Source organism: Bacteroides gallinaceum, assembly GCF_030373775.1.
In the GTDB taxonomy this organism is placed as follows: Bacteria; Bacteroidota; Bacteroidia; order Bacteroidales; family Bacteroidaceae; genus Phocaeicola; species Phocaeicola excrementipullorum.
Genome location: NZ_JAUDEN010000009.1, coordinates 89,065 through 102,932 on the forward strand (window position 1 = coordinate 89,065; position 13,868 = coordinate 102,932).

11 protein-coding genes are annotated in these 13,868 nt (G+C 47.9%); 7 read left to right on the plus strand and 4 right to left on the minus strand.

What is annotated here, in order from left to right:
• The 4 genes from QUW60_RS06840 (at window position 1) to QUW60_RS06855 (ending at window position 5,346) form a co-directional block, all read left to right on the plus strand.
• Entirely contained in the window at window positions 1-897 is an 897-nt protein-coding gene (locus QUW60_RS06840) for a ParB/RepB/Spo0J family partition protein (RefSeq protein WP_258338642.1), read from the plus strand.
• Between the two features lie 12 nt (window positions 898-909).
• Window positions 910-1,728, plus strand: coding sequence for a DUF5683 domain-containing protein (locus QUW60_RS06845; RefSeq protein WP_434736819.1), 819 nt, complete (start codon window positions 910-912; stop codon window positions 1,726-1,728).
• Between the two features lie 3 nt (window positions 1,729-1,731).
• Window positions 1,732-2,994 (plus strand): lytic transglycosylase domain-containing protein, encoded by a 1,263-nt coding sequence (locus QUW60_RS06850; protein ID WP_258338643.1) that lies wholly within the window; start codon window positions 1,732-1,734, stop codon window positions 2,992-2,994.
• A gap of 78 nt (window positions 2,995-3,072) precedes the next feature.
• A complete protein-coding gene (locus QUW60_RS06855) occupies window positions 3,073-5,346 on the plus strand; it encodes a RelA/SpoT family protein (protein WP_258338644.1) in 2,274 nt (757 codons plus the stop codon).
• 75 nt (window positions 5,347-5,421) lie between these two features.
• Here the strand turns inward: QUW60_RS06855 and QUW60_RS06860 are convergent, their stop codons facing one another.
• Window positions 5,422-5,769 carry a MerR family transcriptional regulator gene (locus tag QUW60_RS06860; protein ID WP_258338645.1) on the minus strand — a complete coding sequence of 116 codons (348 nt, stop codon included), beginning with the start codon at window positions 5,767-5,769 and terminating at the stop codon, window positions 5,422-5,424.
• Window positions 5,770-5,781: 12 nt separating this feature from the next.
• Window positions 5,782-6,750: a M23 family metallopeptidase gene (locus tag QUW60_RS06865; protein ID WP_258338646.1), complete on the minus strand. Its 969-nt coding sequence runs from the start codon at window positions 6,748-6,750 to the stop codon at window positions 5,782-5,784.
• Window positions 6,751-6,884: 134 nt separating this feature from the next.
• On the opposite strand from QUW60_RS06865, the gene alaS reads away from it, so the two are divergent.
• Entirely contained in the window at window positions 6,885-9,503 is a 2,619-nt protein-coding gene (gene alaS / locus QUW60_RS06870) for an alanine--tRNA ligase (RefSeq protein ID WP_289559406.1), read from the plus strand.
• A 355-nt stretch (window positions 9,504-9,858) separates the two neighbouring features.
• Complete coding sequence (locus tag QUW60_RS06875) at window positions 9,859-10,728, plus strand: hypothetical protein (protein ID WP_258338648.1); 870 nt, start codon at window positions 9,859-9,861, stop codon at window positions 10,726-10,728.
• 68 nt (window positions 10,729-10,796) lie between these two features.
• Here QUW60_RS06875 and QUW60_RS06880 read toward each other — a convergent pair whose 3' ends face one another.
• Entirely contained in the window at window positions 10,797-12,218 is a 1,422-nt protein-coding gene (locus QUW60_RS06880) for an ATP-dependent DNA helicase (protein WP_289559409.1), read from the minus strand.
• A 149-nt stretch (window positions 12,219-12,367) separates the two neighbouring features.
• On the opposite strand from QUW60_RS06880, the gene QUW60_RS06885 reads away from it, so the two are divergent.
• Window positions 12,368-13,174 (plus strand): DUF3822 family protein, encoded by an 807-nt coding sequence (locus QUW60_RS06885; RefSeq protein ID WP_258338650.1) that lies wholly within the window; start codon window positions 12,368-12,370, stop codon window positions 13,172-13,174.
• Window positions 13,175-13,270: 96 nt separating this feature from the next.
• Here the strand turns inward: QUW60_RS06885 and QUW60_RS06890 are convergent, their stop codons facing one another.
• The gene (locus QUW60_RS06890) at window positions 13,271-13,852 is read right to left on the minus strand and encodes a hypothetical protein (protein WP_258338651.1); all 582 of its coding nucleotides are present in this window, start codon (window positions 13,850-13,852) and stop codon (window positions 13,271-13,273) included.
• Window positions 13,853-13,868 lie beyond the last annotated feature (16 nt).

Below are 13,868 nucleotides of genomic sequence, written 5' to 3' on the forward strand. Positions count from 1 at the left end.
ATGGCAGTACAAAAGAAATATGCATTGGGACGAGGGCTTGACGCTCTGATTTCAAGCGAAGAAGTGAAGACGTCAGGTTCTTCATCAATCAATGAAATCGAGCTGAGCAAGATCTCTGTCAATCCGAACCAGCCGAGAAGGGAGTTCGATCCGATCGCCCTGCAAGACCTGGCCGAATCTATCGGGGAAATAGGTATCATCCAACCGATAACCTTGAGGCAACTGTCGGAAGACTCTTATCAGATCATTGCAGGAGAACGGCGCTATCGGGCATCCGTAATGGCCGGACTCACAACAATTCCCGCCTACATCCGCACAGCCGATGACGAGAATGTGATGGAAATGGCACTGATTGAAAATATCCAGCGAGAAGACTTGAACTCGCTGGAGATAGCCTTGGCATACCAGCATCTCATCGAACAATACGGACTGACGCAGGAGCGGCTAAGCGAACGGGTTGGAAAAAAACGCGCCACCATTACCAACTACCTGCGCCTGCTGAAACTGCCTGCCCCCATACAGATGGCTTTGAAAAACAAAGAAATAGATATGGGACATGCCAGAGCGCTTCTTGCGCTGGACGATCCGAAAACCCAAATCAAGATATTCAACGAAATCATTTCACAGGGATACTCGGTCAGAAAGGTTGAAGAAATCGTAAAAGCACTGGCATCGGGAGAAAGTGTGGAATCGGGAGGAAAAAAGATTACTCCTAAAGGCACGAAACTTTCAGAAGAATATACCATGCTGCAGAATCATCTCTGCTCTTTTTTCGGAACAAAAGTGCAGCTATCATGCACTCCGAAAGGAAAAGGAAAGATCAGCATTCCTTTCAACAGTGAATCAGACCTTGAACGTATAATGGAAATTCTGGATTCCTTGAAGAAATCGGAATAAACAACAGACAATTTGAAACCGCATACATTTACATATATTCTGTCCTTCTTGCTGTTCTGCTGCGCTTCATTCATGGGATACACGGAAGCGCATGCCCAGCGTGCACGCAAGCACCGGGAAAGAATCCTGTCGGCAGACTCCATCCGGGCCATGGACCGGAAAGACTCGCTTCAGGCAATCAGCTTGAAAGACACGCTCACATTTGCCCGTGATTCTGCCGAGTGGCTGGAAAATGAAAAGATCGCATCCCTCGAAGCGCCGATAGACACGGCCGAACTGGCACGAAAGAATGATTCAATCCAGTCAACGGTTCCAATGCCGCAGCAAGAGAAGAAACGGTGGATCCCCAACTCTAACAAGACGGTATGGCTCAGCCTGGTTATACCCGGAGCCGGACAAATATACAACAGAAAATACTGGAAGCTGCCTATTATCTACGGAGGATTTGTCGGTTGTGCCTATGCGCTGACGTGGAACGGGCAAATGTACAAGGATTACTCTCAAGCCTATCAGGACATCATGAGCAACAATCCGAACAACAACAGCTATGAAGACTTCCTTCCCCCCGGCGTAGACGTGAATGACAGACTGGAACATTATCAAGACCTTTTCAGAAGAAGAAAAGACTTATACCGCCGGCAAAGGGACTTAAGCATATTCGCCTTTATCGGAGTATATCTGCTCTCGGTGATCGACGCATACGTAGATGCCGAGCTTTCTGATTTCGATATCAGCAAAGACCTGACCATGACATGGCAGCCGACAGTTTTTAACGATGCGTTCCGAGGCCGTCCGCAAGGAATCGGAGTGCAATGCAGCATTAATTTTTAAACCATGAAAAAACTATTATTCAGCTTATTTACCTGCACAACCCTCAGCATATCACTGCTTTCGGGACAAGAAACGGAAAAGAGTATTGTCATTAGTGCAGCAGACGGACAAAAGGAGGAAATTGATTTGCCCCAGGGCATGATCTCTACAACAGACAGCCTGTATCTTGACTGGATATCAAAGCACTATATCAACCCGAACGAAAACTGCACCATGCGCACCGAGAATCCGCCCGTCAGCGACTCCATCTATATGGACCGGCTCAAACGGATTCCCGCAATTATAGAAATGCCATACAACGAAATTGTACGGAAATTCATTGACATGTATGCAACCCGCCTCCGGCAGAAAGTAGCGTTTATGCTGAGCGCAAACAATTTCTATATGCCAATTTTTGAAGAGGCGCTTGACCTGTATGACCTTCCGCTCGAACTGAAATACCTTCCGGTCATCGAATCGGCATTGAATCCGATGGCAACTTCCACACAAGGAGCCACCGGATTATGGCAATTCATGCTGCGCACAGGACAAGTATACGGACTGAAAGTCAACTCGTTGGTCGATGAACGGCGCGACCCAATCAAGTCTACACGTGCCGCAGCCCGTTACCTGAAAGACCTGTACGACATCTATCAGGACTGGAATCTGGTGCTGGCAGCCTACAATTGCGGACCGGGAACCATCAACAAAGCTATCAGACGCGCAGGAGGCGACAAAGACTTTTGGGAAATATACAATTATCTCCCAAAGGAAACCCGAGGATATGTTCCGGCATTCATAGCGGCAAACTACATCATGACCTATTATTGCGAGCATTACATCAGTCCCATGGAAATGAGAATGCCCGAAAGCACGGATACCATCCACGTTTCACGCCCGCTGAACCTGAACCAGGTTGCCGACGTATGCAAAATCAACATTGACGAACTTCGCGCACTGAATCCGGAATTTAAGAAAGACCTCATACCCGGAAACGAAAAGCCGTATGCACTGCGGCTTCCGACAAACATGGTCAGCACCTTCATCGACAAGGAAGACAGCATTTACGCTTACAAGGCAGACACCTACCTGACAAGACGCTCAACCGTTGCGGTAAAGAATGCAACGGGAACAAGCAAAGGAAAAGCCGTGTACCACCGTATTCGCAACGGAGAAACTTTAGGTGGAATAGCAGCCAGATACGGTGTGAGTATCAATCAGTTACGCAGACTGAACGGAATAAAGGGAAGTAATATACGGGCTGGTAAGTCGCTCAGAATCAGATAAAGAAAAACTAACATTCGCTTGCATGATTCATATTTTTTCCTATTTTTGCAAAACAGATTCAAAACGAGGGAGAGAAATATGACAGATGAAAAACTTACGCAAGAGCAAGCAGATGAAAAACTGATTGACGACGCATTTCAAGAGTTGCTGGACAGATACCTTGAAAGCAGGCACAGAAAAAAAGTAGAAATCATCACCAAAGCTTTCAACTTCGCCCGACAAGCGCACAAAGGAGTGCGCAGGCGTTCGGGCGAGCCTTATATACTGCACCCCATAGCCGTTGCACGCATCGCATGCTGTGAAATCGGACTGGGATCTACGTCTATTTGCGCAGCTCTGCTCCACGATGTCGTGGAAGACACAGACTACACGGTAGAAGACATTGAAAACCTGTTCGGACCTAAAATAGCGCAGATCGTTGACGGACTGACAAAAATATCCGGAGGAATCTTCGGGGACAGAGCTTCCGCACAGGCCGAAAATTTCAAAAAGCTGCTGCTGACGATGAACGATGATATCCGGGTGATACTCATTAAGATAGCCGACCGCCTGCACAATATGCGCACCCTCGGTTCAATGCTTCCAAGCAAGCAGTACAAAATTGCAGGAGAAACGCTTTACATCTACGCTCCTCTTGCCAACCGGCTCGGACTGAACCGGATCAAGACCGAACTGGAGGACCTGAGCTTCAAATACGAACATCCGGAAGCTTATCAGGAAATCGAAAACAAACTGAAAGCTACGCAGGCCGAACGTGAAACGGTATTCGAAGAGTTTACCGCACCGATACGGGCACAACTGAACAAGATGGGGCTTCCCTACCGCATCCTGGCAAGAATCAAATCGCCCTACTCCATATGGAACAAAATGCAAAACAAGCACATCACGTTTGAAGAAATCTATGACATCCTTGCCGTAAGAATCATCTTTACCCCCCGAAACGAAGAAGAGGAACTCAACGACTGCTTCAACATTTATGTAGCCATCTCAAAAATATACAAACCGCACCCCGACCGTCTGCGCGACTGGGTAAGCCACCCCAAGGCAAACGGCTATCAGGCTCTCCATGTCACTTTGATGAGCAACAAAGGACAGTGGATTGAAGTGCAGATACGAAGCGAGCGCATGAACGATGTGGCTGAACAGGGATTTGCCGCTCACTGGAAATACAAAGAAGGCGGAGGAAGCGAAGACGAGGGAGAACTCAGCAAATGGCTGAAAACAATCAAAGAGATTCTGGACGATCCGCAACCGGACGCGCTCGACTTCCTTGATACCATCAAGCTGAATCTGTTCGCTTCAGAAATATTTGTATTCACTCCTAAAGGAGAAATAAAGACCATGCCGCAAAATGCGACGGCTCTTGACTTCGCATTCTCCATACACACCTTTCTGGGGAGCCATTGCATCGGAGCCAAGGTCAACCACAAGCTGGTTCCGCTAAGCCATAAACTGCAAAGCGGAGATCAGGTGGAAATCCTTACATCCAAATCGCAGAAAGTGCAGCCGTCGTGGATCAATTTCGCGACCACGGCAAAAGCAAAGGCGAAAATCTCATCCATACTGAAACGGGAAAGAAAGGAATTCCAAATGCAGGGTGAAGACATGCTCAGCGATTTCTTCAAAAAAGAAGGACTGGAATACAATGAGCAAAATATCCAAAAGCTCTGCACACTGCATAATCTGAAATCGGCCGACGAACTGACTTACAAGATCGGACAGAAAAGCATTATACTGGGAGATCTTGAGCGGAACGAACTGAAAGAGAAACCTGCCACAACAAGCTGGAAGAAATATATATCCTTTGCCTTCGGAAGCAGCAAATCCAAACAGCCGCAGCAGGCAGAACAGGCTGCACAGCCTTTGAACATCGACAAGAAAAAGATTGTAAAACTGACTCCCGATGAACTTCAGAAGCATTATATCATAGCAGACTGCTGCAAGCCAATACCAGGGGACGATGTGCTGGGATACATTGATGACAACAACCGCATCATTATCCACAAACGGCAATGCCCCATCGCCGCGCAACTGAAATCCAGCTTCGGCAACCGCCTGCTTGCCGTGCAATGGGAAATAGGCAAGGCCTTGAATTTCCCCGTCAACGTATATATAAAAGGTATAGACGGAATCGGCGTTCTGAACGAAGTGACGCAAATCATTTCGCAGCAGCTGAACGTGAACATCCACAAACTGAACATCGAGTCGAACGACGGAATCTTTGAGGGACGCATCCAACTGCTCGTACATGATGTGGATGACGTAAATACAATCTGCTCCAACCTGAAAAAGCTGGAGCATATCAATAAAGTGACCCGCATCGAGAATTTCGATGATGAAATCACAGACTAACCAGACTCTGGCGCAGAGGCACGAAAATCCGGATTGCGATTCCGTGCTTCTGCGCTAAATACCGGAACACTCACCTCACGTTACGTAATCAAGTTCCTTGCGCATCTGTTCCAGTTCGTCCCTGATGCTTTTCAAACGTTCAAGCACTTCGCTGTTCCGTGCAACACTTTCCGGACCCACCTTCAGACGCTGCTTGGCTCCGGCCAATGTCATGCCTTTTTCCTTAACCAGATAGTATATCTGACGGATATTTTCAATATCTTCTTTTCTGTATTGACGGATGTTTCCACCAACCTTCTTGGGAGAGATTATCGGAAACTCCTTTTCCCAATACCGCAACAATGATTCGTTCACCCCAAACATCCGGGCAACCTCACTGATGGAGTAATACAGTTTCAATTCCTTGTTTGTCTTGAAAGCCATATGTCTAGTCTTTTAGTCGTACACCTTACCGTGATTTGAAGCGATTTCTATCATCCTGTCATACTCGTCGGCACTCAAATCCATGAAATAATAGTTTACGGGATTCACAACCTGCCCCTTGACATGCACTTCATAGTGGAGATGCGGTCCCGTACTCTTGCCCGTGCTGCCCACCTCTCCTATCACTTCACCTCTGACCACTTCCTGCCCCACCTTCACCTTTATTTTGCTGAGGTGCGCATAACGTGTAACGTATCCGAATCCATGATCAACGGTGATGCAGTTGCCATAAAGCCCGTCCCATCCGGCCTGTTTCACCTTGCCGTTTCCGGTCACATACACAGGCGTGCCAACATTGGCCGAGAAATCCATGCCCGCATGAAACTTGACTGTCTTGTAAATGGGATCAATGCGCATGCCATACCCCGAGGCCGTCTGCTTCAGGTTTTTGTTGGCCACCGGCTGGATGGCCGGGATGCATGTCAGCATCTTGTCATGCTGCTTGCAAAGAGCCACCACTTCGTCAAACGACTTCGACTGGATGTATATCTGACGCGCAAGCAAATCCATCTTGCGCGTCGTATTGATGACAAGCTCACTGTTTGCCATCCCCACCAGATCCTGGTAACGGTTGGTATTATGATAAGTTGCAGTACGCAGCTCTTCAGGCAAGGGATCGGCCTGCATGATCACCCGATACAGATTGTCGTCACGCTGCTGCAAACGCGACATCACCTCTTCCGCCTCATCCAGGCGGCTCGACAAGATGTTGTACTGCGAAACCAGCCGGGCATTTTCAATCCGGAGATTCTTTTCCGAAGGAGATCCGAACACCAGAAGCAGCGCGATAAAGCTTCCGGCACCCAGCCCCATTCCCACAAACAAACGCCTCAAGTAACTCAGCACCCGCTGCCTGACGGTAGGATAAATCCGGTCGTACGTACGGGTCCGAGGGTTATAGATATAGTAAACTTTACGCATTCACGTCCTGATTTGAAGTTTTTTAAGGCACAACATATCAAGTTTTTGTACCAAACATACAGACAAAAATAATAAAACCGATTATCTTTGCAAATCGATTTTGAGAATATTAACTACAAGACAAGATAGCGATTATGTTGACAGCAAATGAAATTCGTGACTCGTTCGTCAAATTTTTCGAGTCTAAAGGACATCAGATCGTTCCGTCAGCACCGATGGTCATCAAAGACGATCCGACACTGATGTTTACCAATGCAGGCATGAATCAGTTTAAAGATATCATTCTTGGAAACCACCCTGCAAAATACAAACGCGTCACCGACTCACAAAAGTGTCTGCGCGTAAGCGGAAAACACAACGACCTGGAAGAAGTGGGCCATGACACCTATCACCATACCATGTTTGAAATGCTAGGAAACTGGTCGTTCGGCGACTATTTCAAGAAAGAAGTCATCGGATGGGCATGGGAATACCTCGTGGATGTGCTGAAAATCAATCCGGAAATCCTCTATGCAACCGTATTCGAGGGCAGTCCGGAAGAAGGACTTGAACGCGACAACGAGGCGGCTTCCTACTGGGCAAAGTATCTGCCGGAAGACCATATCATCAACGGAAACAAGCACGACAACTTTTGGGAAATGGGAGAAACCGGCCCATGCGGCCCGTGTTCGGAAATCCACATCGACCTCCGGCCGGATGAAGAAAAGGCTAAAGTTCCCGGACGCGAACTGGTGAACAAGGACAATCCGCTGGTAATAGAAATCTGGAACCTGGTGTTCATGCAGTACAACCGGAAAGCAGACGGAAGCCTGGAACCGCTTCCGGCAAAGGTTATTGATACCGGCATGGGATTTGAACGCCTCTGCATGGCATTGCAGGGCAAGAAGTCGAATTACGACACCGACGTGTTCCAGCCTATAATCAAAGCCATCGGCGACCTTGCAGGCGTTACTTACGGCAAAGATCCGAAAGTAGACGTTGCCATGCGTGTAGTGGCCGATCACATCCGCACAATTGCCTTCTCCATCACCGACGGACAGCTGCCGTCGAATGCGAAGGCCGGATACGTCATCCGACGCATTCTCCGCCGCGCCACACGCTACGCCTATACGTTCCTCGGACAAAAGCAGGCATTCATGTACAAACTTGTTCCGGTACTGATAGAAAACATGGGAGGCGCCTATCCCGAACTGAAAGCTCAGCAGACGCTGATCGAAAAGGTGATGAAAGAAGAGGAAGAAACTTTTCTCCGCACACTCGAAACCGGCATACGCCTGCTCGACAAGGTTATGAACGATGCCAAGGCAGCCGGGAAAAAGGAAATCAGCGGCGTAGACGCATTCACGCTGTACGACACCTTCGGCTTCCCGCTCGACCTGACCGAACTGATTCTGCGCGAAAACCAGATGACGGTGAACGAAGACGAGTTCAACGCCGAAATGCAGAAGCAGAAACAGCGGGCACGCAACGCTGCTACCGTTGAAACCGGCGACTGGGTGGTGCTGAAAGAAGGCGAAACCAAATTTGTAGGATACGACTATACGGAATATGAAACAAGCATTCTCCGCTTCCGCGAAGTCAAGCAGAAGAATCAGACCTACTATCAGATCGTTCTCAGCGAAACTCCGTTCTACGCAGAAAGTGGAGGTCAGGTAGGAGATACCGGTGCGCTGGTCAGCGAATTCGAAACCATCGAAATAATCGACACTAAAAAAGAAAACAACCTGCCGATCCACATCGCGAAGAAATTGCCGGAGCATCTGGATGCACCGATGATGGCATGCGTAGACACCGACCGCCGTGCAGCCTGTGCAGCCAACCACTCGTGTACGCACCTGCTGGACGAAGCGCTGCGCCAGGTATTGGGCACACACGTGGAGCAGAAAGGTTCGCTCGTCACCCCCGATTCGCTGCGTTTCGACTTCTCTCACTTCCAGAAAGTTACTCCGGAACAGCTGCGTGAGGTAGAACATCTGGTAAACGCTAAGATCCGCGCGAACATTCCTCTCACGGAATACCGCAACCTTCCGATTGAAAAGGCCAAGGAACTGGGAGCCATCGCGCTTTTCGGAGAGAAATACGGCGATGAAGTGCGTGTCGTACAGTTCGGTTCGTCCATCGAATTCTGCGGCGGCACACACGTATCGGCCACGGGAAAGATCGGAATGGTGAAGATCATCTCCGAAAGTTCGGTAGCTGCCGGCGTACGCCGTATCGAAGCGGTTACCGGAGCCAAGGTAGAAGAAATGCTCGATTCCATCCAGGACACGCTCGACGACTTGAGGGCATTGTTCAACAATGCGCCTGATTTGAAAGCGGCCATCAGAAAATACATTGACGAGAATGCCGGTTTGAAAAAGCAAGTAGAAGCGTTCATGAAAGAAAAAGAAGCCGACATAAAGGCGAAACTGATTGAGAGCGCAAAAGAAATCCACGGCGTAAAAGTTATCAGGTCTGTTCTTCCGATGCCTGCCGATACGGTCAAGAACATCGCCTTCCAACTGAAAGGACAGATTCCCGAAAATCTGTTTGTGGCCATCGGAAGCGCATTCGAGAACAAGCCCATGCTGACCGTAATGATCAGCGACGACCTTGTGAAGAACGGACTCAACGCAGGCCAGCTGGTGCGCGAGGCTGCCAAACTGATTCAAGGCGGCGGAGGCGGCCAGCCTCACTTCGCAACGGCGGGCGGCAAGAACCCCGACGGACTGAGTGCTGCCGTAGACAAGATCATCGAACTGGCCGGATTCTGACAAGCCGTCACCATCCACATCAAAGGAAAGCCTCAAGAGGAAGACAAGTTTTCTTCTTGAGGTTTTCCTTTTTCCGCCAAATAAAGACATACATACCGGCCCATATGCTTTATCTCCAGGCTGGAGATATAAATCTTCAGTCTGAAGATACATATACTTAACCTAAAGACACATATCTCTACCTTAAAGACGGAGATATCATGAAAGGTATGATCATTTTTTCATCCGGATAATCACATTTTCACCCCTCATAACTGCACTTAGGCCAGTCATAGTAAAAACAGCCAAAACTGTCTTTTTCTTAATCCAGAAAGTCTTATTATCTTACGCATTATTAATTTAAAAGATTAAAGCTATGAAGACATTAAAAAATTTCTGGTACATCGCAGTTTTGCTGCTTTTCTTTACGCCGATTCTTACATCCTGCGGCGACGATGATGGAAGCATCAGTTTAGGAACCCCAAAGTATGAATCCGTCAGCGGAAAATACAACATCACTTCACCCGGCTCCCAATACAGAAGCATCGAACTGGGAGCAAGCGGAAACTACATTGTCATCACTGGCAGCAGCTACTATGCACAACAGGCAAGAAGCGGACAAAAGAAAAGCAGCTTCTTCTATCAGGACAAGACCGATGCGTCGCGCGCAACAAACTACAACGGCATCATTTACGGCACATACACCCAACTCGCTGACGGAAGCTTCGATCTGGAAGGATTCGGCATCGTCAAAATCATCTATGCCGAAGACAAGACAGTTACAGGCATCGAACTGACTCCCGAAACAGGCGGCCCGGTGACCCTCACCGTAGAAAAAGAAGAGGTGATGGCCGACGACGACATGACAAACGCATTGTGCCGCACCTGGAGAATGGATAAACTGGAAATAAATCTAACGGAAGGCGACCAATCATTCAGTGCCACCGTAACACGCGACAACTGGCAGGATTATGAGATAATGGAAACATTCGGTGACGAAGTGCTTTTCTCCAAGTCAGGAACATATATGGTTACTTACGTAGATGGAGCAATCGGCATCTCATCATGGAAATGGAAGAACAAAGATGCAGGAACCATATTTTATTCGTGGGACAACCAATGGTATGAAGATGAGTTCGTCACTTTGAGCTTCTCCGGAAACACGCTCATCATACACGAAGTTTATGAAGAAGATGATTACGAGTACTACAAAGAAGAAACTTATACCTATCTGGTAGCAGAATAGCATGAACTGCCCGTTCCGCCGCAGGCTTATCCCCAGAATACAGTCCGCGGCGGAACATTCCGCATCCGTCACCCCTCCGTCTGCTTCTCCGGCCAATTCACCAGATAAAGCCGCTCCGTGGCACGGGTAAAGGCCGTATACAGCCACCGGTAATAGTCAGGCGAAATCATCTCCTCCGCCAGGTAGCCTTGGTCAATGAACACACGCTTCCATTGTCCGCCCTGAGCCTTATGGCAGGTCACGGCATAAGCATACTTCACCTGCAAAGCATTGTAATAAGAATCTTCTTTCATCTTCTTCATCCGCTCGCGCTTTACGCTTACATCCGCATAATCTTCGATCACATTGCTGAAAAGCTGTTCATTCTGTTCCCGGGTCAGGGCAGGCGCATCGCTGTGCAGCGTATCAAGCAAGATTTTGGCCTCCAGTTCCAAGCCCTGATAGTCAGGAAATTCCAGCAGGACATCGGCAAAACGGAACCCGTACATTTCGCGAACTTTCCGTACCCTGCGAACCACAGCGACATCACCGTTGGCAATAAAATCAAGCTCCTTGCAGTCTTTTCCCCAGAAATAGTTGTTCTTGGCCACCATCAGTACATCCCCGGCATTCAGTTCGTCTTCCCTATACAGAATCGTGCTCCGAATCCCCTTATTGTACAAATTCGCCCGTTTGTTGGACCGGCAAACGATAATTGTTTCGTCCATTCCGGCATATTCGTAGCACTCGCTGATGGTTTCTATCAGTTCGCTTCCGGGAAGCATCTTCACATCCGGAAAGCCTTTCAGCCGTATTTTGGGCAACGAAAAGCAGTCTTCTTGAGTAATCAGCATACGGAGGAGCGTAGCATTGCAGAGAATCCCTGAGTTTCCGGCCTGCCTCACCACCTGCGTAAGGTTGCATTCCGACACCTGCAATCCATAGCCTTCCAGCATGGAACGCGATAAAGCAGGACTTTCTTCTTCCCCCACAGGGGGCAGCTGGGCAGTATCCCCCACAAGCATCATCCGGCATCCGTTCCCATTATAAACATACTGAACCAGATCGTCCAGCAGGCGTCCCGTTCCGAACGATGTCCCCGACAATCCTTCATTCGCAATCATCGAAGCCTCATCCACAACAAAGAGCGTATCTTTCAAAAGATTGTCCCCCATCACAAAATTATCCGTTTCATTTGAAAACGCTTTCTGACGGTAAATCCGCCGATGAATGGTATAAGCTGAATGATTGGAATGGTGTGCAAAGACCTTTGCTGCCCTTCCCGTGGGAGCAAGCAGCACATACTTCCGGTTCAGCTCGTCAAGCGTCCGTACCAGAGCGCCGACAATCGAAGTCTTTCCCGTTCCGGCATATCCCTTCAATACAAACACGGCCTCGTCTGAGGGTGAAACAAGAAAATCGGCAAACTTCCTGACCGCATTCTCCTGATCAGCAGTGGGAGGATGCGGAAAATTCAGCCGGATCCGTTGGAACAAGTCATCTGTAAGCATAGCGTCGAAATAAAATAAGTGGCGACATCAAATCGTTCAAGCAAATTTACTATTTTTGTGACACGAATATAAAGCAAAAAAACAACAATCAGACAAGATGCACGGAAATATTGCAGACAAAACAACAAACCACTCTAACTTTAAAGAGCATGATAGACTTTAACCAACCCGACCGATATACCTTATCCATCCGACTAAGCACCGACGGATTTTCATTTGCCATCCATCCGGACGAAGGCGGAGAGGACGTGCTGTTCCGCACTTTCCATGTCAACCCGCAACATTCCATGGCTGCGAACGTAAAAGAGTTTTTGGCCGAAACGGACACGCTGAAACATGCTTTCCGGCAAACCAACATACTCATCCATACGTCAAGGTATACACCGGTTCCTTTCGAGCTTTACGAAGACGATCAGACAGAACTGCTTTTCTATCAGAACCTTCCCAAGCAGAACAACGAAATCATTCTCTGCAACATTCTGAGCAAGAGCAATATCGCCATATTGTTCTCCATCGACAAGCTGACACACCAACTGCTTTCAGACCACTTTCCGAAAGCGCGCTTCTTCGCATCAATCAGCCCCACAATCGAATACCTCACTCTGCGGAGCAGAAAAAACGGAAACAGCCGCGCTGAAGTGTTTGCCATCCTTCACCAGAAATCGCTCGATCTGTTGGCGTTCAAGAATCAGAAGCCTGTCCTTGCCAATTCGTTCAAAGCCTCGAACATGAACGACAAATGCTACTACCTGCTCAATCTCTGGAAGCAGCTGAATCTTGACCAACAGCAGGATGTGCTGTATGTATCCGACGGAATGCAGCAAAAAAAACAGGAAGATTTTCTGAAAAGATTCATAAAGAACATTTCGTTTATAAATTCACAGACAGAACCGACACCTTACAGATATCCTTCAGATATTCCATTTGACATGTTATCATTGGACCTGTGCGAATAGGCAACATAAACCAAGCTTATATGACTTCTCTTAAACATTAAAAGGAGTGCAGAAATCCGGCAAGCCGATATTTCTGCACTCCTTATAACAATCTGTTTATTCAACCGTCACCGTTACATAATAGTTTTCCGAAAAGGCACGCACCTCATATTCATCCGTTTTTACAATGGTCGTAGTAGCTACATCCGTCACGTCCATTGTTTCATTCGGATCAAACGTCAATACGCGGAAAGAACCCTTCGAACCATTCAATGCCTTGATATAAATGTTCTGCACACCGCCTGCAGCATTGGGCCATGTCATTTCGTATGCTCCGGAAGCATTTGGTGTTAATGTATTTCCATCCTTATCAACCACCGCATAGTCTGTACCGCAAACCAACTGAACACCTTCATCCCCGGGCACGGGAGTCGTGTAATAATAAACCGTGGGACTATAAGACCGCACATACCTGCTATGGAACTGCGTCGGGACAGTCAAAGTTTCCCCCTGAGCCACTGAATAAATTACATCATTGCCTCCAGGAATGGTTCCCCACTTTTCAAAACCATAATAATAAATGTGGGCGGAAGCGGGATCTCCATCTTCCCACTCTTCATGATCGTTGCTGCATCCTGTCAATGCGCAACAGATGCAAAGCATAAAAAGAAATGCTATTCTATTCTTAAATGTATTCATAAATCAGATCTTCATT

Coding starts and splice junctions, on each gene's coding strand:
- QUW60_RS06840 (WP_258338642.1), top strand. CDS start 1: ATGGCAGTACAAAAGAAATATGCATTGGGACGAGGGCTTGACGCTCTG.
- QUW60_RS06850 (WP_258338643.1), top strand. CDS start 1,732: ATGAAAAAACTATTATTCAGCTTATTTACCTGCACAACCCTCAGCATA.
- QUW60_RS06855 (WP_258338644.1), top strand. CDS start 3,073: ATGACAGATGAAAAACTTACGCAAGAGCAAGCAGATGAAAAACTGATT.
- QUW60_RS06860 (WP_258338645.1), bottom strand. CDS start 5,769: ATGGCTTTCAAGACAAACAAGGAATTGAAACTGTATTACTCCATCAGT.
- QUW60_RS06865 (WP_258338646.1), bottom strand. CDS start 6,750: ATGCGTAAAGTTTACTATATCTATAACCCTCGGACCCGTACGTACGAC.
- alaS (WP_289559406.1), top strand. CDS start 6,885: ATGTTGACAGCAAATGAAATTCGTGACTCGTTCGTCAAATTTTTCGAG.
- QUW60_RS06875 (WP_258338648.1), top strand. CDS start 9,859: ATGAAGACATTAAAAAATTTCTGGTACATCGCAGTTTTGCTGCTTTTC.
- QUW60_RS06880 (WP_289559409.1), bottom strand. CDS start 12,218: ATGCTTACAGATGACTTGTTCCAACGGATCCGGCTGAATTTTCCGCAT.
- QUW60_RS06885 (WP_258338650.1), top strand. CDS start 12,368: ATGATAGACTTTAACCAACCCGACCGATATACCTTATCCATCCGACTA.
- QUW60_RS06890 (WP_258338651.1), bottom strand. CDS start 13,852: ATGAATACATTTAAGAATAGAATAGCATTTCTTTTTATGCTTTGCATC.